At 71.4% G+C, this 23392-nt stretch carries 16 protein-coding genes and 2 pseudogenes; 10 read left to right on the forward strand and 8 right to left on the reverse strand.

All coding sequences use genetic code 11. From position 1 onward, the window contains the following. Positions 1–327: 327 nt before the first annotated feature. The 3 genes from SLUN_RS26725 (at position 328) to SLUN_RS26735 (ending at position 4182) form a co-directional block, all read left to right on the forward strand. Positions 328–1545 (forward strand): NAD(P)-dependent malic enzyme, encoded by a 1218-nt coding sequence (locus SLUN_RS26725; protein ID WP_108152460.1) that lies wholly within the window; start codon positions 328–330, stop codon positions 1543–1545. A 213-nt stretch (positions 1546–1758) separates the two neighbouring features. Beyond that, positions 1759–2724, forward strand: coding sequence for a zinc-binding dehydrogenase (locus SLUN_RS26730; RefSeq protein WP_108152462.1), 966 nt, complete (start codon positions 1759–1761; stop codon positions 2722–2724). 33 nt (positions 2725–2757) lie between these two features. Further along, entirely contained in the window at positions 2758–4182 is a 1425-nt protein-coding gene (locus SLUN_RS26735; protein ID WP_108152464.1) for a glycoside hydrolase family 5 protein, read from the forward strand. Here the strand turns inward: SLUN_RS26735 and SLUN_RS26740 are convergent. Then, entirely contained in the window at positions 4160–5005 is an 846-nt protein-coding gene (locus tag SLUN_RS26740; protein WP_108154950.1) for an MBL fold metallo-hydrolase, read from the reverse strand. The genes SLUN_RS26735 and SLUN_RS26740 overlap by 23 nt on opposite strands. A 70-nt stretch (positions 5006–5075) precedes the next feature. Here SLUN_RS26740 and SLUN_RS26745 point away from each other — a divergent pair, with 70 nt between their 5' ends. After that, positions 5076–5285, forward strand: a complete 210-nt coding sequence (locus SLUN_RS26745) for a helix-turn-helix domain-containing protein (RefSeq protein WP_018571396.1) — start codon at positions 5076–5078, stop codon at positions 5283–5285. Further along, positions 5285–5839: pseudogene (locus SLUN_RS26750) on the forward strand (Clp protease N-terminal domain-containing protein); the annotation flags it as partial. The gene SLUN_RS26745 and the pseudogene SLUN_RS26750, both read left to right, overlap by 1 nt. 84 nt (positions 5840–5923) lie before the next feature. On the opposite strand, the gene SLUN_RS26755 reads toward SLUN_RS26750, so the two are convergent. Next, complete coding sequence (locus SLUN_RS26755; RefSeq protein ID WP_108152466.1) at positions 5924–6943, reverse strand: helix-turn-helix transcriptional regulator; 1020 nt, start codon at positions 6941–6943, stop codon at positions 5924–5926. Between the two features lies 1 nt (position 6944). Beyond that, positions 6945–7865, reverse strand: coding sequence for a DUF4097 family beta strand repeat-containing protein (locus SLUN_RS26760; protein WP_108152468.1), 921 nt, complete (start codon positions 7863–7865; stop codon positions 6945–6947). 161 nt (positions 7866–8026) lie between these two features. On the opposite strand from SLUN_RS26760, the pseudogene SLUN_RS26765 reads away from it, so the two are divergent. Further along, positions 8027–8819: pseudogene (locus tag SLUN_RS26765) on the forward strand (hypothetical protein); the annotation flags it as partial. Between the two features lie 238 nt (positions 8820–9057). On the opposite strand, the gene SLUN_RS26770 reads toward SLUN_RS26765, so the two are convergent. Next, positions 9058–9240: a DUF6104 family protein gene (locus SLUN_RS26770; RefSeq protein WP_003961784.1), complete on the reverse strand. Its 183-nt coding sequence runs from the start codon at positions 9238–9240 to the stop codon at positions 9058–9060. 69 nt (positions 9241–9309) lie between these two features. On the opposite strand from SLUN_RS26770, the gene SLUN_RS41520 reads away from it, so the two are divergent. The 4 genes from SLUN_RS41520 (at position 9310) to SLUN_RS26795 (ending at position 16229) form a co-directional block, all read left to right on the forward strand. Then, on the forward strand, positions 9310–9816 hold the full coding sequence (locus tag SLUN_RS41520) for a CU044_2847 family protein (protein WP_254710302.1): 507 nt from the start codon (positions 9310–9312) through the stop codon (positions 9814–9816). Then, positions 9813–11825: a VMAP-C domain-containing protein gene (locus SLUN_RS26785; protein WP_108152470.1), complete on the forward strand. Its 2013-nt coding sequence runs from the start codon at positions 9813–9815 to the stop codon at positions 11823–11825. Before SLUN_RS41520 ends, SLUN_RS26785 begins: the two co-directional genes overlap by 4 nt. Before the next feature lie 119 nt (positions 11826–11944). After that, positions 11945–12946 carry an AAA family ATPase gene (locus SLUN_RS26790; RefSeq protein WP_108152472.1) on the forward strand — a complete coding sequence of 334 codons (1002 nt, stop codon included), beginning with the start codon at positions 11945–11947 and terminating at the stop codon, positions 12944–12946. A 4-nt stretch (positions 12947–12950) separates the two neighbouring features. Continuing rightward, positions 12951–16229 (forward strand): SAV_2336 N-terminal domain-related protein, encoded by a 3279-nt coding sequence (locus SLUN_RS26795; protein WP_108152474.1) that lies wholly within the window; start codon positions 12951–12953, stop codon positions 16227–16229. Between the two features lie 103 nt (positions 16230–16332). Here SLUN_RS26795 and SLUN_RS26800 read toward each other — a convergent pair whose 3' ends face one another. From SLUN_RS26800 to SLUN_RS26820, 4 genes are all read right to left on the reverse strand, one after another. Then, the gene (locus SLUN_RS26800) at positions 16333–20181 is read right to left on the reverse strand and encodes a multifunctional oxoglutarate decarboxylase/oxoglutarate dehydrogenase thiamine pyrophosphate-binding subunit/dihydrolipoyllysine-residue succinyltransferase subunit (protein ID WP_108152476.1); all 3849 of its coding nucleotides are present in this window, start codon (positions 20179–20181) and stop codon (positions 16333–16335) included. 333 nt (positions 20182–20514) lie between these two features. Continuing rightward, positions 20515–21657, reverse strand: a complete 1143-nt coding sequence (locus SLUN_RS26810) for a HAMP domain-containing sensor histidine kinase (RefSeq protein ID WP_254708704.1) — start codon at positions 21655–21657, stop codon at positions 20515–20517. Beyond that, positions 21654–22391: a response regulator transcription factor gene (locus SLUN_RS26815; RefSeq protein WP_108152480.1), complete on the reverse strand. Its 738-nt coding sequence runs from the start codon at positions 22389–22391 to the stop codon at positions 21654–21656. The genes SLUN_RS26810 and SLUN_RS26815 overlap by 4 nt, the downstream gene beginning before the upstream one ends. 103 nt (positions 22392–22494) lie before the next feature. After that, positions 22495–23172 carry a spermidine synthase family protein gene (locus tag SLUN_RS26820; RefSeq protein ID WP_108152481.1) on the reverse strand — a complete coding sequence of 226 codons (678 nt, stop codon included), beginning with the start codon at positions 23170–23172 and terminating at the stop codon, positions 22495–22497. Positions 23173–23392 lie beyond the last annotated feature (220 nt).

Raw genomic sequence — 23392 nt, forward strand, 5'->3', positions numbered from 1 at the left:
GTATGCCTTCCTCCGACCGGAAGATCTCCTGTCCGCCCTGCGTTCTGGGCGGTTTTCATGGTGCGTAGCGGACTTGTCACGATATTCGGTCATGAGTCATGCCACCGAGTGGATATCGACTCGTCGGCGGTGCCGTCGGTCGGGTAAGAAGGACGTTTACACCCCTCATCCGGGGCTCAGGGCGCGTGTGCGGCGCGCCCGCGCGTACGTACCTCCCCCTGCCAGGCGGGCCAACCGCTGAGGCGGGGCACGGACGCGGTGCCCGCCCACCCCTCCTCAACCAGGAGTGGCCACCCTCAACAGATGAAGACTTAAGGGGTCAACCAAATGGCAGCGGAGATCGTCAATCCTCGCAGCGACAGGGAAAGCGGTACGGAGGGTGCTCCCGAGGAGCCCTTCGATCCGGCCTTTGCGCTGCACCGCGGCGGCAAGATGGCCATCCAGGCCACGGTGCCGGTGCGCGACAAGGACGACCTGTCCCTCGCGTACACACCCGGTGTCGCCAAAGTGTGCAGCGCGATCGCCGAGCGGCCCGAGCTCGTCCACGAGTACACCTGGAAGTCGCAGGTCGTCGCCGTCGTGACGGACGGGACCGCGGTGCTCGGACTCGGCGACATCGGTCCGGAGGCATCACTTCCGGTCATGGAGGGGAAAGCCATCCTCTTCAAGCAGTTCGGTGGCGTGGACGCGGTGCCGATCGCGCTCGCCACGACGGACACGGACGAGATCGTCGAGACGATCGTGCGGCTTGCGCCGTCCTTCGGTGGAGTGAACCTCGAGGACATCTCGGCGCCCCGCTGCTTCGAGATCGAGCGCAAGCTCCAGGAGCGCGTGGACATCCCCGTCTTCCACGACGACCAGCACGGCACGGCGGTGGTGACCCTCGCCGCGCTGCGCAACGCCGCGAAGCTGACCGGGCGCGGTCTGGGTGAGCTGCGCGCCGTCATCTCCGGCGCGGGTGCGGCGGGGGTGGCCATCGCGAAGTTCCTGCTGGAGGCGGGGATCGGCGATGTGGCCGTGGCCGACCGCAAGGGCATCGTCAGCCGCGACCGCGAGGACCTGACCTCGGTCAAGCGGGAGCTCGCGGAGATCACGAACCGGGCGGGGCTGAGCGGCTCGCTGGAGACCGCGCTGGCCGGCGCGGACGTCTTCATCGGCGTCTCCGGCGGCACGGTGCCGGAGGCGGCGGTCGCGTCGATGGCGAAGGGTGCCTTCGTCTTCGCGATGGCCAACCCGAACCCGGAGGTGCACCCCGATGTCGCGCACCGGTACGCCGCGGTGGTGGCGACGGGTCGCAGCGACTACCCGAACCAGATCAACAACGTGCTGGCGTTCCCAGGGATCTTCGCGGGTGCCCTGCAGGTGCGGGCGTCGCGGATCACCGAGGGCATGAAGATCGCGGCGGCGAACGCGCTGGCCGACGTGGTGGGCGATGCGCTGGCCGCTGACTATGTGATCCCCTCGCCGTTCGACGAGCGGGTCGCGCCGGCCGTCACGGCGGCGGTGGCGGCGGCGGCACGGGCAGAGGGCGTGGCGCGCCGCTGACGCGTTTGTCCGGTTGTACGTGGACGGGCCGTACCCGTACCCCTTGAGGTTCGAGGGGTGCGGCGCGGCCCGTCTCGGTTGCGGGCCCGGGGTGGACGGGGTTCCGGCACGAGATTGGTTCCGGGCTTTCCTCCGAACGGGTGGATCAGGCGGGACGCGTGTCACATCGGTGCGTGGTTCCGTCTCGCGGCGGGCCGCCCTACTCTCAAGGTCATGTTCGCTGCCTACGCCGCCCGCATCGACCGCGACCAGCCCCTCAACGGCCTGGAGCTGGGCGAACGCCCGGCCCCCGAGGCGCGCCCCGGCTGGACCACCGTCAACGTCAAGGCCGCCTCCCTCAACCACCACGACCTCTGGTCGCTGCGGGGCGTCGGCCTCGCCGAGGACAAGCTGCCGATGATCCTCGGCTGCGACGCCGCGGGCATCGACGCGGACGGCAACGAGGTGGTGCTCCACTCCGTCATCGGCCAGACCGGGCACGGCGTCGGCCCGGACGAGCCCCGCTCCATCCTCACCGAGCGCTACCAGGGGACCTTCGCCGAACAGGTCACGGTCCCGTCCTGGAACGTCCTGCCGAAGCCGAAGGAGCTCAGCTTCGAGCAGGCCGCCTGTCTGCCGACCGCGTGGCTCACCGCGTACCGGATGCTGTTCACCAACGCAGGCGTACGGCCCGGGGACTCGGTCCTCGTGCAGGGCGCGGGCGGCGGTGTCGCGACCGCCGCGATCGTCCTCGGAAAGGCGGCGGGCCTGCGGGTGTACGCCACCAGCCGCGACGAGGCCAAGCGGAAGCGGGCCGTCGAGCTCGGTGCCGAGGAGGCGTACGAGCCGGGCGCGCGGCTGCCTCGGCGTGTGGACGCCGTCATCGAGACGGTCGGCGCCGCCACCTGGTCGCATTCGGTCAAGTCTCTGCGGCCCGGCGGCACGTTGGTCATCTCGGGTGCGACGAGCGGTGACCGCCCCTCGCACGCCGAGCTGACGCGGATCTTCTTCCTGGAGCTCAAGGTCGTCGGCTCGACGATGGGTACGAAGGATGAACTGGAGGACCTCCTTTCCTTCTGCGCGGTGACGGGGGTACGGCCGGTGATCGACGAGGTGCTGCCGCTGGACCGGGCCAGGGACGGCTTCGAGCGGATGGCCGGCGGCGACCTCTTCGGGAAGGTCGTCCTGACGCCCTCTTGATGGACCGTCAGATGTACTGATGGGATCCGTCCCATGCGTACGCGCCGAACGATCCCGGTACTGGTCGGCTGCTGTCTCCTGCTGGTGGCGGGTTCTCCGGCTGCCGCCGCCGACTTCACCTCCCCGGACCCGGGTGGCATCCCGCGTCTGACCGACGACCGCGGCCGGACACTCACTCTGCGCGGCTGGAACGTCGAGGACAAGTCCAACCGCGGCGAGCAGGCACTGTCCGCCATCACCGAGAAGCACTTCCGCGACATGCGTGCCAAGGGCTTCAACTTCGCCCGGCTGCTGATCTTCTGGGACGACCTCGAGCCCCGGCAGGGCCGGTACAGCCAGACGTATCTGCGCAAGGCCGAGCGGATCCTGGACTGGGCCGAGCGGTACGGCATCCAGGTGCTGATCGACGCGCACCAGGATGTCTTCGGCCCGGCCTTCGGGCATCGCGGCATCCCCGAGTGGGCGACCCGGACCGACGGGCTGCCCTTCACCCCGCACCCGGACGACTGGTTCTCCGAGTACTTCGAACCGGCCGTGCAGCGTGCCTTCACCCACCTTTACGAGGACGAGGACCTGCGCCACGCGCAGGCACGGATGTGGCGAGTACTCGCCGACCGCTTCGAGCACCACCCGGCGGTCCTCGGCTACGACCTGATCAACGAGCCGATGGGCGAGCTGCGCACGGGCGAGGATCTGCCCACCGCGGCCCGCCGGATCGAGCGCGATCAGCTGACACCGATGTACAACCGCCTTGCGGACGCGGTCCGTTCGGCCGACGACGACAACTGGGTCTTCGTCGAGCCGACTCCGATCGTGGGTGAGGGAGTCCCCACGGGCCTCGGGAAGATCAAGGACCCGAAGGTCGTCTACGCCCCGCACTTCTACAACGCGGCGATGGAGGCGGGCGCGGACTACGATCCGGCGGCGGGCTGGATCGAGTCGTACGAGGCGGCCGTCACCGCGTACCCCAAGGAGCAGAAGATCCCGGTCGTGGTGGGGGAGTGGGGACCGCTCAACAACTCCCTTCCGAACATGCCCCGCTTCTACCGCGAGGCGCTGGCCTCCCTCCATCGCTACAGCTCCGGCTGGGCCGGCTATGTGTGGTGCTACGGGACCGGGTACTGCGCGGTCGACGGCCGGGGCCGCTTCCGTACGAACAAGGAACAGACCGCCGCGCCGTACGCGGCAGCTGTCGCGGGGCGGGTGGGCGCGGACGCGTACGACCCTGCGACCGGGACATACGGCCTGGAGTACCGGGCGTCCCGGCGGCCGGACGCCACGGAGATCTCGCTGCCGCCGAACGCGGCCGGCTGGCGTATCGCGGTGGACGGCCCGGCGTGGACGAGCACCCGGACGGTGGCGGCGGGCAGGTCCTGCCTGGTGCGCGTACTCGCCCGGCCGGGAGCGCGGATCACGGTCACGGTCACTGTCGGCGTCACTCCTCGTACACCAGGATGAAGTCGCCGCAGGGCCCGTCGTGCACGGCGAGGGCGCTGCGTACGCGACGCAGATGCGCGGTCGTCAGCTGGAGCGGGGGCTCGTCCGGCTGATAGGTGGTGCCGCGGGGGTAGTCCACGTCCGGCGTGGTCGTCATCTCTATGTGGCAGCCGAGGACGTGGGTCACCGGTGTGGTCGTGCAGAAGGCGAGCAGGCGGTCGACGGTGGCGGTGAAGGCGGCCGCGTCCTGCACATACAGCCGGCCGGGGTAGAGGGAGTCGCCGGTCAGCAGCAGACCCGTGTGCCGGTCGTGGAAGACGACGGCGGCCTCCTGGTGGCCGGGCCCGGGCAGCAGATCCAGCACCCGCCCGCCGAGATCCAGCTCGGCGCGGCCCTCCGGCCAGTCCTCGAACCCGAAGAAGCCCTTCACCTCGGCCGTCGATGGCCCGACGACCTCCGTGTGCGGGCGGTCCGCGAACTGGGGGTCGCCCGCGATGTGATCCCCGTGCCCGTGGGTGTGCGCCACTACCAGCCCGTACTCCGCGCGTGGATTCCGGGTGAGCCACTGCTCCATCAGAGCGTCCACGGTCGCCCGCAGGGGGAAGTGCGCGGGGTCGGCGCTCGCGCCGGTGTCCAGCAGCAGCGCTCGTTCGTTCCCGAACAGCAGGAAGAGGAACGGCGCTTCGAAGTGCACGGACTTGTTCTGCCGGAGGATCAGGGTGTGCTCGGAATACGCATGCACCTGTATCTCCGGAGCGGGGTCGTGCTTGGGCGAGGGCCAGCCGGCGTGCCACTGGACATCGAGGCTGCCGGTCACGGGTGCGGACGTACGGAAATCGATCACGAGATTCACGGTACGCGGCTTGATGTCAACCTGGGTTGACTGTGGACAACTGTCAATGTAGGTTGACAGCATGACCGAAGCAACCGATCTCGCCGAGCGGGCGGGCGACCGCGACCCGCGGGTCGGGCTGCGGGCCGTCGCCGCGCTGCGGCGACTCCTTGAGCAGCTTGAAGCCGTGCAGGTGCGCAGCGCCCGTAACCAGGGCTGGTCGTGGCAGGAGATCGCGGCCGAGCTGGGCGTCAGCCGGCAGGCCGTACACAAGAAATACGGGAGGCAGTGATGTTCGAGCGTTTCACCAAGGACGCGCGGGATGTCGTGACGGGCTCGGTAGAACACGCGGAGCGGGCCGGTGCGGACTCCGTCACCGATGAGCACCTGTTGCTGGCGATGTTCGACCAGGAGGGGACGCGGACGGCGTTCGCGTTCGCGGCGCTGGGGATCATGGACCGGCGCGGGTCGGTGGAGGACGCGCTGGCGGACGCGCGGCGGCGGGGCGGTCTGTCGAAGGCGGACGCCGATGCGCTGGCGGGCTTCGGGATCGATGTGACGGAGATCGTCTCGAGGGTCGAAGAGGCGCATGGGCAGGGCGCGTTGCAGGTGGAGAAGAAGTCGAAGCGGTGGTGGGCGGGGCACCGGTCGTTCACCCTGGAGGCGAAGGGCATCCTGGAGAAGTCGCTCCGCATTGCGCTGGGCCGCGGCGACCGTCACATCGGCGGCGAGCACTTGCTGCTGGCGCTGACGGCGCGGCCCGGGGTGGCGGCGGATGTGCTGGCGGAGCACGGGGCGACGTACGAGGCGGTGGAGAGGGCGATGTTCGGGGGCGGGGCGGCGGGGTGGGGTGAGGTGGGGTGCTGCCGGTGGGTGGGGCGCTGTTCGTTCCCCACCCCGGCCCTTCCCGTGAGACCCGCGCCCCGCGCCTCAGGACCCCGGCTTGCGCAGCAGCGCTGCGATGTGGGCCGCTGCCGTGGACAAGTGGCGGCGCGCCTCGGCCAGTTGTTGTTCCGTCACGCCGTTGTCCCGCGCCGCGTCCCTGATGTCGTCGCGGAAGCGGTCCAGCAGCCGGTCCAGGTCACGCGCCGGGTTGCCCGAGTCCATCGTGTCCTTCGCCCATTCCGGGTCCGCGTCCGACGGTTCCGGCTTGACGTCCGAGGGTTCCGGCTCGGCATCCGAGGGTTCCGGCTCGGTGCCCGATGGTTCCGGCTTGGTGTAGGGGGGCCAGGACGTGCTTCGCGCCAGGCCCCCGAGCTGCGTGCTGAGCTCCGACAGGCCCTCCCGTACGCCCGTCGGCCAGTCGCCCCGCGCAAAGTGGTCCTGCACCTGGTCCTGCACCTGCTTGGCGATCCGCTGCATCTCCTGGCGGGCCGTCTCCTGCGCCTCCTTGGCCTGGCGGCGCGCCTGCTGTGCGTCCTCGCGGGCCCGGCGTGACTCGTCCTTCGCGCGGCGTGCCTGCTCCTTCCACTCCTGCCTGGCCTTGCGCAGCTCCTCCTTCGCGGCCCGCCACGCCTCCTTGTCGCCGAACGCCGAGTCCCAGTCGCCCGGTTCCAAGGAGCGGCGCGTCTCCGTCGCTGCCGCGCGCATCTCGCTGCGCAGCTTGCCCGCCGCGCCGCGCACGTCGTCGCGGATCTCCGCGGCCAGTTCGGAGACCGACTCGCGGATCTCCAGCTCCAGGTCCGCGAGCTCGCCGCTGCGCCCGGCCAGTTCCTCGCGGCCCGCGTCGGTGATCGAGTAGACCTTGCGGCCGCCCTCGGTGGCGTGGGTGACCAGACCCTCGGCCTCCAGCTTGGCCAGTCGCGGGTACACCGTTCCCGCCGAAGGCGCGTACAGGCCCTGGAAGCGCTCCTCGAGCAGCCGGATCACCTCGTAGCCGTGGCGCGGGGCCTCGTCCAGAAGCTTCAGCAGGTAAAGACGCAGTCGGCCATGAGCGAAGACGGGCGGCATGTCAGAGCACCTTTCCGGTGGGGGCGGAGTCGCGGGGTTCGTCGTCCGGGGGCTCCGTCGGCTCCGTGGGCTCCGTCGGTTCTACCGGCTCCGCGGGCTCCGCGGAATCGGCCGGCGGTCGGCGCAGCAGCGCGATCGAGCCCGAGACGGTCGTCGCCTTGAGCGCCCCCGTGCCCGCGCCCAGCGTGCCGGTGATCTTCTTCGCGCCCCACCCGCCGCCGACCCGCAGGTCCTCGAAGGCGTTGGAGACCGCGCCGCTCGCGGTGTTCGCCTCGACCTGCGCGTCCGCGGGGTGCGGCAGCCGGATCGCGATCTCGCCGGAGACGGTGGTGAGCCGGATGTCCGTAGGCTTCCCGGCCCGGTCGACGTCGATGACCATGTCGCCGCTGATGGACTCGGCCTGCACGCGGGCGCCCGCGCCCTCGATCACGGTCAGATCGCCGGAGATGGACTTGTAGTGCAGATCGCCGGTGACGGACTGGGCCTCCAGGCTCCCGGAGACTGTCTCGGCGCGCACCGCGCCGGAGAGCCCCACGAGCGTGGCGTCGCCGCTGATGCCGCGTACGGCGGTGGTCCCCCGGATGCCGGAGACGAAGGCCCCGGCGCTGATGACGCCGACCTCGACGGCCGTGCCGGCCGGCACGGCGAGGGAGACGACCGCGCTACGGCGCCGGCCCTTGCGGTCGAGCCACTTGAGGAAGCCCTTCCAGGGCAGGTCCTCGTACGCGACGGTGAGGGTGGAGCCCTGCTGGGTCACCAGCAGCGGGGGGCCTTCGATCTCGGAGATCTCCAGGCGGGCGGAACCTTCGTCCGTGCCCACGACGTTGACCGTTCCGTTGACGATGCGCACGTTGAGCGCCGTCACGGGGTCGTCGAAGGTGAGCTTTTTCGGCTCGGCGGCTTCCCACGTCGAATCTGCCATGGTGCGACCTCCCTGGGCCGGCTGCGACGCAACATATCGCGTCTGGTGAAGAACACGATATATCGCGGTTGGGGGATGTCAAGCGTGATGGCGGAGTAGCGGGTGGCCAGGGATCGGGCGTACGACGTCATAGCGGGGCAAACTGGCCTAGCGTATGGGCCATGAACGCGACATCCGAGGGTGCGCTGTTGCTGTGCCGGGCCGAGCCCACCGCGGTACGGACCCCGGTCCATCTGCTGCGTGAGCCGCTGCTGCTCGCCCCGGCCGGCGAGGAGTGGAGCGTCCTGGTCCCGGAGGGCAAACCCTGGCTGGACGGCGGCGAGCCGGTCGACCGGGTGCTGTCGGGCTGGGCCACGGCGCTCGCCGTCGGCGCGAACTGGCCGGTGCTGGCGCTGTGGTGGGACGGCGACCGGGCCGGATTCACGCTGGCGTCCGGGTTCCACAGGCCGGTCGGGTATGTCTGGCTGGCGGACGGGACGCCGGCCGGCGAGGACGAGGCGATGCGGACGTTCGCCGCGCGGCTCGGGCTCGATCCCGTACTGGACCTGCAGGCGCTGGAGCCGCTGACGCGGCCGGATCCGGAGTCGGACGCGCGGGCCCGGCTGGTCGGCCTGATCGCGGTCCTGACGCGGGCGGGTGTGGCGCTGCCGACGGGCCTGACGCCGGGTGAACCGGCGGACCGCTTGCGCTCGGTCGCGCGTGCGCAGGGGGCGGAGGCGGTGGAGTGGTCGGGCTGGCGCGATGCGGTACGGGCGGAACTGGACGTGGTCGAGGACAGCGCGCTCGGGCCCTGGCTCCGAGGCCCGAAGGCCCGCCTGTTGAGCGCGGCCGAGCTTGCGGCGGGGATCCCACTGGCGGTGTGGGGAGCGCGCGGGGGCGGGGATGGGTGGTGGCGGGGCGGTGCTGATGGGGCACGGGGTGCTGGGGCTGGCGTACGACAGCTGGCGGGGCGGGCGGGGCCTCGCGGGTGTAGGTCCCCACCCGCTCGCGGCTGCTTCGCGCCGCGCAGGCGCGCCCCCCGCCCTAAGCGGTGTCGGGGAAGTCGGGGTGGGTGAAGGAGCGGGTCGAGGGCCGAGTCTGGCAAGGCGGAGGAAGGAGTCCACGCGGAGCGTCGGCGACTGACGACAACGCAGCCAGGCGACGGCCATCGGCCCGCGACGCCGCCCGGACTTCCCCGGGGCCGCTTAGCCCCCTACTCGTCCTCGTCCTCGTCGTCCAAGCGCGCCAGCCAGGTGGCCAGGCGTTCCACCGGGACCTCGAAGTCCGGGTTGAGGTCGACGAAAGTACGCAGCTGCTCGGCCAGCCACTCGAAAGTGACCTCCTCCTCGCCGCGTCGCTTTTCCAGCTCCTCGATGCCGCGATCGGTGAAGTACAAAACATGCTCCTGGTGCGGACGGGGTCTACCCCTCCAGATTACGGCGACTTCCGACTCTCCCCTGCAACCATGCTGGCCAGTAACGTCGTCGCCCACAGACGTGAGTTGGCCGTGGAGACGGGGGAAACCATGAACGGACGCGTCCAGCAGATCGAATTACCCGGGGGAGCGGTCGTGCTCGCCCGGTTGTCCACCACCACCGGCGGTGGATACGGCGAGGACGACGAGGACGTCGGTTTCGCCGAGAACGTCACCGCCAAGGTCCAGCAGCTCGAGCGGCTGATCTCCGAGGTGGGCGCCTCCGTGCTCGAGGCCGCGGCCGCCGCCGGGCCGGACGAGGCCAGCGTCACCTTCGGCGTCGAGCTCACCGCCAAGTCCGGGGTCGCCCTCGCCGTACTCGCCGCGGGGGAGGCCAAGGCATCCGTCCAGGTCACCCTCACCTGGAAGCTGAAGGATCAGCCGGAGGCCGAGCCGGACCCGGACCCGGAGCCGGTGCGGCGGCCGGTCCCGGACCCGGAGCCCCAGCCGGACCCGGTGCCGCAGCCGGACCCCGCCCCCCAACCCCCCACCTCATGACCGACTCCGACTCCTTCATCGACGCCCTCACCCGCGCCGCCACCGTCCACCTCACCCCCGCCGACCAGGGCCAGAACCCCGCCACCATGTGGGGCAGCGGCTTCTTCGTCGCGCCCGGGTGGGTGCTGACCTGCGCGCACGTCCTCGCGCCCCACCTCAAGGGCGACCGGGCCCGCGTCTTCCACCTCCGCGGCAGCGAAGTGAACGGCGGCGAGCCCGTCGAGGCGCAGCTCTCCTGCTGGCTGCTCGACGGCGAGCCCCGCGCCGAGCAGCGCGTGCCCGTCGAGCAGGATCTCGCCCTCGTACGGCTCATCGAGCCCGACGTCGAGCACGAGTGCGTCTGGCTCACCGACCGCACCGAGTACCCCGGCGGCCGCGGCATCGTCCAGGGCTACCGGCCCGAGCAGCAGGACGGAGCCGAGGCCGAAGCCGCGAAACGCGCCGTCCGCTGGAAGGCCGCCGCCCGCATCAACGGCTTCGACGACGACTACGGCATGCGTTTCCGGCCAGAGGCCGAGTTCCCCAAGGGCGGCTCGGGCTCCCCCGTGCTCGACGCCCACACCGGCGCCGTCGTCGGCATCCTCAAGTCACGCCGGGTCGGCCGCGACGGCGGCATGGCCATCGCGGCCACCGCTCTGCGCCGCTTCGGAGCCGCATACCAGCTCGTCATGGCCGCGCACGACCGCTGGCACGGCCAGTCCCCGAAGGTCACCGGGCACAACTGGATCGAGCGCCAGCACCAGCTCCCCGGCGCCGGCGTGCACACCGGCGGCGACCAGTGGAGCCCCGAGGACCGGCGCGAGGCACTCTTCCTGCTCGCCGGCGTACACCCGCCGGCCGGTATCCGCCCCGTCGCCGAGCTTGCCAAGAAGGCCCGCGGCGGCGTCGCCCCGCCCCCCGGGCAGCTGCCGCCGCGTATCTGGCGCGACGGGCACGGACTGCTGTACGAGGCCGGGCAGCCCGTCGCCGCCATCGCCGCGCTGCACTACCTCCAGCTGGTCGTCGAGTACGAGCGCAGCCGCGGCGCCGACGCCGCGCCGCTCGGCGACTGGGTGGCCCGCCGGCTCCAGGACGTGCCCCGGATCGTGCACACCGTGGTGACCCAGGCGACGCTGCCGCCCGGACTCGTACATCCGCGCAGCCCCGACGGGCAGGACCGCGTCGTCGTCCGCTATCCGCGGCCCGGCGACGGGTCCGCCGTCGTCATCGTCGAGCTGGAGCCGGTCTGCGACGCCCGGCCCGCCCGCTTCTACTGGCGGATACGGGTCGACGACGGCCGCGACGTCAACGAGCCGCTGCACGAGGAGCAGACCGGCGAAGGCATCGCGCCCGAGCTGCTCGTCCAGAGGCTGCGCGGCCCGCTGGACGAGGTCTTCGCCTCCGTCGACTCGCCCGGCGCCCCCGCCCCGCTCGAAGTCGCCCTGCCCGCCGACCACTTCGACACCGCCGTACACCGGTGGCAGCTCACGGAGATGGCCAGGCTGCACCATCCGGCGTATGTCGGGGTACGGCGGATGGTGGTGCTGCGCGACCTTGCCAGACGAGGGGAACCGGACGCCGTTTGGCTGCGCCGCTGGGCGGGGATGCTGGCCGCCGAGGCGCTCACCGCCTGCCGCACCCCGCCGCAGCGGCAGGTCCCCCGGCCCCGTCAGTTCGAGGAGATGCCGCCGTCCGCCGTACCCGTCCTGTGCCGGCCCGCAGGCAGGGGGGTGGGACGAAGAGCCATCGGCATGGCACTGCAGGCCGGACACGGCATCGCCCTGTGGCACACCGACGGCCATCCCGACAACGGCTGTGCGGAGTTCTGCGAGGACGTGCACCAGGGCGCGGCCGCACTGATCGCACAGACCGCGGGAGCGATGGAGCTCCCGGACCGCCTGCGCCGTATCAGGGACGACATCAGCGGATCGAGGAACAGCCGGCACTGGGCGGAGGGGGTGGCCATGCTCTACGACGACCCGAGCCGCCCTCTGCCCGCCGACGACAACGGACCTGTGGACTCCCCATGAGGAGCCGCCCCGGGCACGGGGACTCCGAGCACTGGGACACCAGGGCGGTGGGTACATACCCGACGTGGTCCGCCACGACCCCCACCGACCGCCGACCGGGCACGCCCTAGGAGCGAGCGATGGACGACTGGCTGATCTACCGAGGCGTCGGAGCACCGGATCCCGATCGGATCCGGCAGCTTCCGCCGCCGCCCCCCTGGCGCGCCTTCTCCGGAGAGCCGCTGCCCGGCGCCGCGCCGCCCATCGACAGCTCCTCCACCCGGCGGCTCGGCGCGCGCGTCGCGGCCCCGCCCGCGCAGGACGCCGAGACGCTCGAACTCATCAACGCCGCCCTCTACTTGAGGCGTCCGCTGCTCGTCACCGGCGAACCGGGCTCCGGAAAGTCGACCCTCGCGCACTCCGTCGCGTACGAACTCGGCCTCGGCCGCGTGCTCCAGTGGCCCATCGTCAGCCGCACCGAGCTGAAGGACGGGCTGTACAGCTACGACGCCATCGGCAGGCTCCAGGACGCGCAGCTCGCCGAGCGGCAGTCCGACGACATCGGCAGGTACATCAGGCTCGGGCCGCTGGGCACCGCCCTGCTGCCCGCCGAGCGGCCCCGCGTGCTGCTCATCGACGAGCTCGACAAGAGCGACATCGATCTTCCCAACGACCTGCTGAATGTGGTGGAGGAGGGGGAGTTCGCGCTCCCCGAGCTGGAGCGGATGGCCGACCGGCCCGGCCACGACGAGGTGCGGGTGCTCACCGACGACGGCCGCCGGGTGCCCGTGCGGGACGGCCGGGTGCGCTGTCACGCCTTCCCCTTCGTGGTGATGACCAGCAACGGCGAGCGTGACTTCCCGGCCCCGCTGCTGCGCCGCTGTATCCATCTGCACCTCGACCCGCCGCGCGACGAGCGGCTCGCCGCCATGGTCCAGGCGCACTTCGGGGCCGGTGCGGACGAGCGGAACCTCGATCTGATCGGGCAGTTCACGCGCGAGGACGGCGACGGCGAGCTGCGCCCCACGGACCAGCTGCTGAACGCGATCTTCCTCACCCAGCACGCGGTACGCCAGGAGCCGGGACGCCGCGAGGAGATAGCCGAGCTGCTGATACGTCCTCTCGACACCCGGCAGCGGTGATGACGTGAACGCGGCTCCCGCTCCCCTCACCGCGCTGGTCGCGCGCCTGCGTGAGGCGGAACTGAAGCCGACCGCAGAGGAGTTGGCGGACGCGCTGTGGCTGTCCCGCTTCGTACCCGCGGCCGCTTCCCGCCGCGCGGGCGCCGAGCCGCCCGGTTTCGTGGGTCCGAAGTCCGCGGATCCCTCTCCCGCCGGGAGCATGGAAGCGCCCGCGCCCTCGTCGCTGAGGCCCCGCCCTGCGCAGCACACCCGCATCGAGCTGTTCGGGCCCGCGCAGACCGACGGCGCGCCCGGAGGCGTATCCGACAGCGGTCTGCGGACGGTGCCCGTGCCTGCCGCAGCCGCACTCCCCGACCCGCTCGCGCTGCAGCGCGCCCTGCGGCCCCTGCAGCGGTACCGGCCGCCCATGCGCCTGATCCGGCGCGAGCTCGACGAGGTCGCGACGGCCGACGGGGCCGCCGACACCGGACTGGTGGTGCCGGTGCTGCACGCGGTACGGCGGCGCGAGGCGCGCCTCGCGCTCGTCATGGACGTCTCCTCGTCGAACGTCGTATGGGACAAGGCACTTGACGAGCTGCGGCAGGTCTGTGAGCGGGCCGGGGCGTTCCGCGAGGTGGCCGTGCACCACCTGCGCGACGGCGAGCCCGCCCCCGCCCAGCTCGGCGACCCCACCGGGCGGCAGCTGACCCTGGTGCTCAGCGACTGCGCGGGTCCCATGTGGCGCAGTGGCCGTATGCAGCGGCTGCTGCACATCTGGGCGTCGACCGCGCCGGTCGCCGTGGTGCAGCCGCTGCCGCAGCGCATGTGGCGGCGTACGCATCTGCCCGCGCGGCCCGGACTGCTGCGGCGGCGCGAAGGGCCGGCGGGGCGGCTGGAGTTCAACCCGCTGTACGGCGGGCCCGAGTGGGGAATCCCGGTGCCGGTGCTCGCACTGCGCCGGTCCTCCTTCGAGGCCTGGACCCGGCTGGTGGCGGGCGCCACCGGACAGTCGCTGAACGCGGCGGCCGGACAGGTCAGGGCCCGCCAGGAACCGGCCCCGGGCCGGACCCGTACGGCGCAGGACATCGACGCGGGCGAGCGGGTGCGCGCCTTCCGCAGGACCGCGTCGCCCGCCGCCGCGCAGCTCGCGGTCTATCTCTCCGCGGTGCCGCTGGTGCTCCCGGTGATGCAGCTCGTCCAGCGCGCGATGCTGGTGCGCAGCGGCCCCGACGTACTGGCGGAGGTGCTGCTCAGCGGGCTGCTCAAGCGGGACGACCACGGACCGGCCGAGGACGGGCCTTCGTACACCTTCCTGGCCGGTGTGCGCGAGGAGCTGCTCGGCCAACTGGGCGCGAGCAACGCGGCGTTGGTGCTCAAGCACTGCTCCGAGTATGTCGAGACGCGCTACGGGCGTACGGTACGGAACTTCCCGGCCATGGCCGCGGCCTTCCTCACCGGCTCCGTCGACCCGAGGCCGGCGGTCTCCGGAGCCCCCGACAGCAGGGGCCTGTGGGCCTTCGCGCAGGTGTCGGCCCAGGTCCTGCGCCGACTCGGCGGAGCGGGACCGACCGCACCGCCCGGCGGTCCGCCCGGCGACGGTCCGGCCGGACTGGTCGCACAGGCCCGCGCCTGTCTGGCGCACTTCGGCGAGTACGGGACCGTACGTGATCTGGACGCGGGCGTCCGGCTGCTCGGCTCGGCCACCCAGGCCGAACGGCGCGCCGGTGAACGGGCCGTGCTGTACGGGGAGTTGGCCGAGGCCCTGCTGCGGCGCTGGCTGGTGCGCCCGCTCCCGGAGGATCTGCGCGACGCTCTGGACGCAGCGCAGAACGCGATCACCGGGAAGCCGCAGGCGCATCTGACACTGGCGCTGGTCCTGGAGGCGATGGCGGACGAGATGGCGGCGGGCCGGCTCAGCCCCCGGCTGATGCCGGAGTGGGTCCGGGTGCAGGCCGCGGCGGAACCGGTGGACACGGGCCTGATGGCGGCGATTCTGCTGTCGACGGCGGACACCAGCCTCGCCGAACTGACCGACAGCACCCCGAGGACGGAGGGCTCCCGTGCGCTCAGGGAGTCGGCGGCCGCGGTCAGGGTCCGGGTGCTGCGGCGTCTGGCCGTGACCGGTGCGCCGTACGCGCTGCGCGGGCCCGTCCGGCCCGAGGACTGGTTCACCGAGACCCTGCAGATCGCGCTCACCGTCGTACAGCTGCTGCTGGCGGCCGAGAGCAGGGAGTCCGCGCTGCTCGTCAAGGGCGGGCTGCTGCTCGAACTGGCCCGCCACTACCGGGGCGAAGGCCCCGTCCCCAGGGTCGCCGACGAGGAGGGCCGGATCGCCGCCCGTGCCTTCGCCGACCGGGCCGACAAGGATCTGCACGCCGGGATCGACGGCCTCGACTGGGACGCCGTCCCGCAGGCGCAGCTCTGCCGCGCCTGGCTCGACTACGCCGACGCCATCGAGTTCGCCCACGAGGACCTGGACGAGGACGGCAGGCTGCGCATCCTCCAGGCCCTCGACCAGGCCCGCCAGCACGTCGGCAAGGACGAGGAGGCCGAGGCCGACTGTCTGCTGCGGATGGCCCGCATCCTGGAGCAGCGGTACGCGTCCACCGGGGGCTGGGCCCACCGCGACTCGGCGATCGCCGCCTGGACCTCGGCGCTGCCGCTGCTGCCCCCGGGCGATCCGCGCCGCGCCGTGGTCCTCACCTCGCTCGGCAGGCAGCTGACCGAGCGGGGCGTGGACAAGGACGCGGCGGTCGATGTGTACGCGGCCGTACGGGCGCTGCGCGGGGCGATCGACGAGACCCACGGGAGAGACCCCGAACTACCGCTCCGCAGGGCCCTGTTGGGCCACGCCTATATCGAGCGCTTCCGGGCCGAGGAAGCGGCCGCCGACCTCCACGAGGCGGACTGGACCCTGGGCGCCGCTGCCCGCGCCGCCGGCAACGCCGAACTGGCCGCCTACGCCTGGTGGTACCGGGCGCTGGCATCCGCGCTCCTGGCCCGGCGCACCGAGTCGTCAGCCGGGCTGGGCGACGCCGCCGGGCACTTCCGCCGTGCGGCCGCCGAGCCGGGTTCCGGCGATCTCCTCGAACGGGCGGTCACCGCCCAGTGGATGAGGGCCACCCGCCTGGAGCGCACCGCAGGCCCCGAGCGCGCGGCGGAGGAGCACCGGGCGGTGCTGCTCATGCTGATGGCGGCGGGGGCGGACCCGGAGGCCGCGGGTCTCATCCGCGAGGAGCTGACCAGGCTCGACGCGTCGGAGGCACCTGAGGCCAGAACGCACCTGAGGCCGGAAGGCACCTGAGGCCGGAACGCGCCCGGGACACGCCGGAGGGCCCGGTCCCGCGCTCACCGCGCGGGGCCGGGCCCTTGGTGACGTACAACCGGTCAACCGGTCAGGCGACCGCTCAGGCCTCGAAGACCTCGTTGAGCAGCTGCTGCTGCTCCGCCTGGTGGCGCTTGGCCGAGCCGACCGCCGGGGACGAACCGTGCGGCCGCGAGATGCGGCGCAGGCGCTCGCCGTGCGGGACGTCCGCGCCGACGGCCAGGTCCAGGTGGTCGATCAGGTTGAGCGCGATGAACGGCCACGCACCCTGGTTCGCCGGCTCCTCCTGCGTCCACAGGTACTTCTCGGCGTTCGGGAACTTGGCGATCTCGGCCTGGAGCTCGGCACCCGGCAGCGGGTACAGGCGCTCGAGGCGGATGATCGCGGTGTCCGTGTTGCCGCGCTTCTGACGCTCGGCGTCCAGGTCGTAGTAGACCTTGCCGGTGCAGAAGACGACCTTGCGGATCGCGCTCGGGTCCACCACTCCAGAATCGACCGCGGTGTCGCCGATCACCGGGCGGAAGCCGCCGTTGATGAACTCCTCCGCCTTCGACGCCGCCGCCTTCAGGCGCAGCATCGACTTCGGGGTGAAGACGATGAGCGGCTTGTGGTGCGGGTTGTGGACCTGCCAGCGCAGCAGGTGGAAGTAGTTCGACGGCAGGGTCGGCATCGCGACAGTCATGTTGTTCTGCGCGCACATCTGCAGGAAGCGCTCAGGGCGGGCGGAGCTGTGGTCCGGGCCCTGGCCCTCGTAGCCGTGCGGGAGCAGCAGCGTGACGCCGGACGTCTGGCCCCACTTCTGCTCGGCGGAGGAGATGAACTCGTCCACGACGGTCTGCGCGCCGTTGACGAAGTCACCGAACTGCGCCTCCCACATGACCAGCGCCTCGGACCTGGCCAGCGAGTAGCCGTACTCGAAGCCCATCGCCGCGTACTCGCTGAGCAGCGAGTCGTAGACGTTGTACCGGGCCTGGTCCTCGGAGAGGTACAGCAGCGGGGTGTAGTCCTCGCCGGTCTCCTGGTCCACCAGCACCGCGTGGCGCTGGCCGAACGTACCGCGGCGGGTGTCCTGGCCGGAGAGCCGGACCGGGGTGCCCTCCATCAGCAGCGAGCCGATGGCGAGTGTCTCGCCCATGCCCCAGTCGATCGTGCCGTCCTCCACCGAGGCCGCGCGACGCTGCATCTGCGGCATCAGGCGCGGGTGGACGGTGACATGGTCGGGGATGTTGACCTGGGACTCGGCGATCCGCTTCACGATCTCCTGGGAGATCGCGGTGGTGACGGCCACTGGGAACTCGGGCTGGGCGCCCGGGACATGGGCCGGGGCCGGCTGGCTGGTGGCCTCGCGGACCTCCGCGAAGACCTTCTCCAGCTGGCCCTGGAAGTCCTGGAGCGCCTGCTCCGCCTCTTCCAGCGTGATGTCGCCGCGACCGATCAGCGACTCGGTGTAGAGCTTGCGCACCGAGCGCTTCTTGTCGATCAGGTTGTACATCTGCGGGTTGGTGAACTGCGGGTTGTCGCCCTCGTTGTGACCGCGGCGGCGGTAGCAGATGAGGTCGATCACGACGTCCTTGTTGAACGTCTGGCGGAACTCGAAGGCCAGGCGGGCCACGCGGACCACGGCCTCCGGGTCGTCGCCGTTCACATGGAAGATCGGCGCCTCGATCATGCGGGCCACATCCGTCGCGTACATGGACGAACGCGAGGACTCCGGGGCGGCGGTGAAGCCGACCTGGTTGTTGATGACGATGTGGACCGTGCCGCCGGTGCGGTAGCCGCGCAGCTGGGACATGTTCAGCGTCTCGGCGACGACACCCTGGCCGGCGAAGGCCGCGTCACCGTGCAGGGCGACGGGCAGGACCGTGAAGTCCGTGCCGCCCTTGTTGATGACGTCCTGCTTGGCGCGGGCGACACCCTCCAGGACCGGGTCGACGGCCTCCAGGTGGGAGGGGTTGGCGACCAGCGAGACCTTGATCTGCTCGCCGTCCAGACCGGTGAAGGTGCCGTTGGCGCCCAGGTGGTACTTCACGTCACCGGAGCCGTGCATCGACTTCGGGTCGAGGTTGCCCTCGAACTCCCGGAAGATCTGCGCGTACGACTTGCCGACGATGTTCGCGAGGACGTTGAGGCGGCCGCGGTGGGCCATGCCGATGACGACCTCGTCCAGGCGCGACTCGGCGGCCGAGTCGATGACCGCGTCGAGCAGCGGGATGACGGACTCGCCGCCCTCCAGCGAGAACCGCTTCTGACCGACGTACTTGGTCTGCAGGAAGGTCTCGAAGGCCTCGGCGGCGTTGAGGCGGCGCAGGATGCGCAGCTGCTCCTCGCGCTCCGGCTTGGTGTGCCCGCGCTCGATGCGGTCCTGGATCCACTTGCGCTGCTTCGGGTCCTGGATGTGCATGAACTCGACGCCGGTGGTGCGGCAGTACGAGTCGCGCAGTACGCCGAGGATGTCGCGCAGCTTCATCATCGACTTGCCGGAGAAGCCGCCGACCGCGAACTCGCGCTCCAGGTCCCACAGCGTCAGACCGTGCTCGATGATGTCGAGGTCGGGGTGCTTGCGCTGCTTGTACTCCAGCGGGTCGGTGTCGGCCATGACATGGCCGCGGACCCGGTAGGAGTGGATCAGCTCGAAGACGCGCGCGGCCTTGGTGACGTCGTCGTCGTGGGAGACGTCGATGTCCTTGAGCCAGCGGACCGGCTCGTAGGGGATGCGCAGCGACTCGAAGATCTCGTCGTAGAAGCCGGTCTCGCCGAGCAGCAGGTTGGAGACGACCCGCAGGAACTCGCCGGAGGCGGCGCCCTGGATGACCCGGTGGTCGTACGTCGAGGTCAGCGTCATGACCTTGGAGATGCCCAGCTTGTTCAGGGTGTCCTGCGAGGTGCCCTGGAACTCGGCCGGGTAGTCCATCGCGCCGACGCCCATGATGAGGCCCTGCCCGGGCATCAGGCGGGGCACGGAGTGGACCGTGCCGATGCCGCCGGGGTTGGTCAGCGAGGCGGTGACTCCGGTGAAGTCGTCCATGCCGAGCTTGCCGCTGCGGGCGCGCCGGACGATGTCCTCGTACGCCTGCCAGAACTCGAAGAAGTTGAGCGTCTCGGCCTTCTTGATGGCCGCGACGACGAGCTGGCGGTCGCCGTTGGGCTTCACCAGGTCGATGGCCAGGCCCAGGTTGACGTGCGGGGGCTTGACCAGCGTCGGCTTGCCGTCCTTCTGCGCGAAGGAGTAGTTCATCGACGGCATGGCCTTGAGGGCCTGCACCATCGCGTACCCGATGAGGTGGGTGAAGGAGACCTTCCCACCGCGGGCGCGCTTGAGGTGATTGTTGATGACGATGCGGTTGTCGAAGAGCAGCTTCACCGGGACAGCGCGCACGGACGTGGCCGTGGGCAGTTCCAGCGAGGCGTTCATGTTCTTCGCGACCGCGGCGGAGGGGCCGCGCAGCGTCACGTACTCGGGTCCGGCGGGCGCCTCGGTGGCCGGCGCGGCCTTGGCCGGGGCCGGCTCGGCCGCCTTGGCCGCGGCCGGCTGGGCGGCGGGGGCCGGAGCCGGGGTGGCCGGTGCAGCCGGTGCGGATGCGGCCGGTGCCGGTGCGGCCGGAGCGGTGGGAGCCACCGCGGCCGGCTTGGCAACAGCGGCGGCCGGTGCCTGGGCAGGGGCCTGGGCCGGAGCGTCGGCCGGGGTAGCGGTCACCGCAGCCCCCGCGGCTGCGGCACCGACGGGCTTGTCCGCCGTACCGGACGCGGACGCCGGCTTGTAGTCGGCGAAGAAGTCCCACCAGGCACGGTCGACCGAATTGGGGTCCTGGAGGTACTGCTGGTAGATCTCGTCGACGAGCCACTCATTGGGCCCGAACGCGGCGGCAGGGTTCTTACCCTGCCCGCCTTGGTCGGTCGAGATGCTCGAGTTACTGGGGGACTGAGACGACACGGCGGCAACCGCCCTCTTCCGCTTCACAAGGTGATGGACAGCGGAAATAAAGGCTACGCCTCCCCGGCCGAGAGGTGCAGGCCGGGCGGGCCATCGTCGCGCAAGTCACACCGGAAGGCGGGTTTCGGGGCTTGGAATGGCGGGAAACAAGCGCGGTTCCGCTTCGAGCGGGAACACCACAGCGCGGCTGCGGCCACCCGGCTCGCACCCTTCGCGGCCTTCCGGTGGCGTACAGGCGCTGTCCGTGCCTGTTTCCTGCCGCGTCATGACCGCGTCCGACTACGTACACGCAGAATGCGTGCTTCCGGTTCGAACCCTACGTCAATCGCGACGTCAACCTCGCGCCGACGGGATGCCCGGAAGGGTCACCTGGATGCGACAGCCCCGGGATGATTCGGCCACCCCGATGCGTCCGCCGTGCAGATCGACCGCCCAGCGCGCGATCGCCAGGCCCAGGCCCGTACCGCCGTCGCTGCCCTTCCCGTGCGGCGAGAGGACACTGCCGCGGTTGAAGCGTTCGAAGACCCGGTAGCGCTCCTGCTCCGGGATACCGGGGCCCTCGTCGAGGACTTCCAGGTCGAGCGACTCCGGCTGCGGGCCGCGGCGGGCCCGTACCGTGACGCGGCCGTGCGGCGGGGAGTGCTTGACGGCGTTGTCGATCAGATTGGCGACCACCTGGTGCAGCCGCTCGGCGTCCGCGTGCGCTGTCAGCTCGGGCGGCGACACGTCCAGGTGCAGATGCACGTCCGTGCGCGTGTGGTTGCCGGAGCCGGAGGTCAGGCCGCGCTGGGCGGCGACCAGATTGGCCTCCTTGAGCACACCGGAGAGGTACGGCCACACCTCGAAACGGCGGGCCCGCAGCGGTACGACGCCGTGGTCGAGCCGGGAGAGGTCGAGCAGGGTCTCGACGAGACGGCCCAGGCGCTCGGTCTGCTTGAGCGCGGTGCGCATCGTCTCGGGGTCGGCGGCGGAGACCCCGTCGACGACGTTCTCCAGCACGGCGCGCAGCGCGGCGATCGGGGTGCGCAGCTCGTGCGAGACATTGGCGACCAGCTCCTTGCGGTGCTGGTCCACGGCCTCCAGGTCGTCGGCCATGCGGTTGATGGTGGAGGCGAGGTCCCCGAGCTCGTCACGGCGGTCGGCGCCGCGTACCCGCCGGGTGTAGTCGCCGTGCGATATGCCCTTGGCGACGGTGTTCATCTCGTCGAGCGGGGCGGTCAGGCCGTGCGCCACGAACTGGGTGATCAGGAGGGTGGCGATCACCGAGAAGACCGTAATGAAACGGAGCTCGGTCTCGGTGCGCAGGGCGACCAGCAGCAGACCGGTGGTGATGAAGACCGAGACGACGACGAGCGAACCGAGCTTGGTCTTGATGGAGATCGAGATGGTGGCGGGGCGCGGCCGGTACCGCGCGCTGCTCCGCCGGTTCGTTCCGCTCCGCCGGTTCCGCAGCCTGCCGAAGGGCCGCCGACTCATGGCGCCGGCGTCTCCAGGGCGTAGCCGACGCCGTGGACGGTACGGATCCGCTCGGCGCCGATCTTGCGGCGCAGCGCCTTGATGTGACTGTCGACGGTACGGGTGCCCGACGCGTCGGCCCAGTCCCACACCTCCGCGAGCAGCTGCTCGCGGGAGAGGACGGCGCGCGGCGTGTTCGCCAGGCAGACCAGCAGATCGAACTCGGTGGGCGTGAGATGTACGTCCTCGCCGCGCACCCGGACCCGGCGCTGGGCGTGGTCGACCTCCAGCTCGCCGAGGCGCAGGATCCCGCTGCGCGGCGTCACCGCGGCGAGCGCGGCCCGCTCCACGCGGCGCAGCAGCACATGCACCCGGGCCGCGAGCTCCCGCATCGAGAACGGCTTGGTCATGTAGTCGTCCGCGCCGACACCGAGGCCGACCAGCATGTCGGTCTCGTCGTCGCGCGCCGTGAGCATCAGCACCGGGACCGGGCGCTGCGCCTGGACGCGGCGGCAGACCTCGAGGCCGTCGAAGCCCGGCAGCATCACGTCGAGGACCATCAGATCGGGCTGCCAGGCCTCGGCGGCGTCGACGGCGGCGGGGCCGTCCACGGCTGTCTGCACCACGAAGCCCTCCGCCCGGAGGCGGGCGGCGATGGCATCGACGATCGTCGCGTCGTCCTCGACGACCAGCACCCGGCGCTGGGCGCCGGGCGTGGCCGCTCCTCCGTTGTGCGTGGTGTGTGTCTGCTCCATGGCCCCGCCCCTGTACGCGTTCTCGCGAGCTGCATGCTGATGTGGATGCTGAGGTAGATCCCGTGTGTAGGTCAGCAGCGTAAGGGCATTGGCGGCGTCCCGGCTACGCAGGGCGAACGGCGAGGTGGACCATGTCCGGTACGCCTCGGGCAACCCGGATCTCTTCCGTCCGAACCCCGCTGAATCCGGCATTCCGCAACGCATCCTCAAAAGCGGGCGAGGGCTGCGCGGACCATACGGCGAGGATTCCGCCCGGCTCCAACCGGCCCTGACAGGTGGCTAGTCCGGCCGGTGAGTAGAGGTTTTCGTTGTCGTCGGTGACGGTCCAGCCGGGTCCGTTGTCGATGTCCAGGCAGAGGGCGTCGTAGCGGTGCGTAGTGGTGCGGAGGTACGCGACGAGGTCCGTGTGCAGAATCACGCTGCGGTGATCGGCGAGGGCGTCGCGGGAGATCGCGGCGAGGGGCCCTGTGAGGTGCCACTCGATGATCGCCTGTTCGCGCTCGACGACGGCGATATGCCGCCAGCGGGGGTTGGCGGCGGCGCGGGCGAGGGAGAAGCCGACGCCGAGGCCGCCGATGAGCAGGGACGGCGCGGGACGGTCGCCGAGCGCGTCGAGGGCGGCATCGACGAGGAGCCGCTCGGAGCGGCCGTCGGAGGTGTCCATCAGGAAGCACCCGTTGGCGATGATCTCGTGGTGCTCGCCACGCTGCCGCAGTGCGACCTCGCCGTGGGGCCCCTCGCGCCGGTCGAGGGTGAGGGTGCGCTCGGTCTGAAGCGGCATGGCGGTGGCCTCCGGGCGGCTGGCGGGACGCGTACGGGTGGCCATCCTCGCGGGATGGGGCGAGTGGGACAAATGGTTTGCGGGCTCTTCGCGGCCCGGGTCGCCGCGACCTGACGCGGGCACGACGCCCGAGGCGGTACGAAGGTTGCCTCGTGTGGCGCAGGTCATAGACGGGGGTGAGGGTGATCGCGTTGGGTGGGGGTTGTCCGGGGGCTTGATG

This window comes from Streptomyces lunaelactis, from assembly GCF_003054555.1.
GTDB classification, from domain to species: Bacteria; Actinomycetota; Actinomycetes; order Streptomycetales; family Streptomycetaceae; genus Streptomyces; species Streptomyces lunaelactis.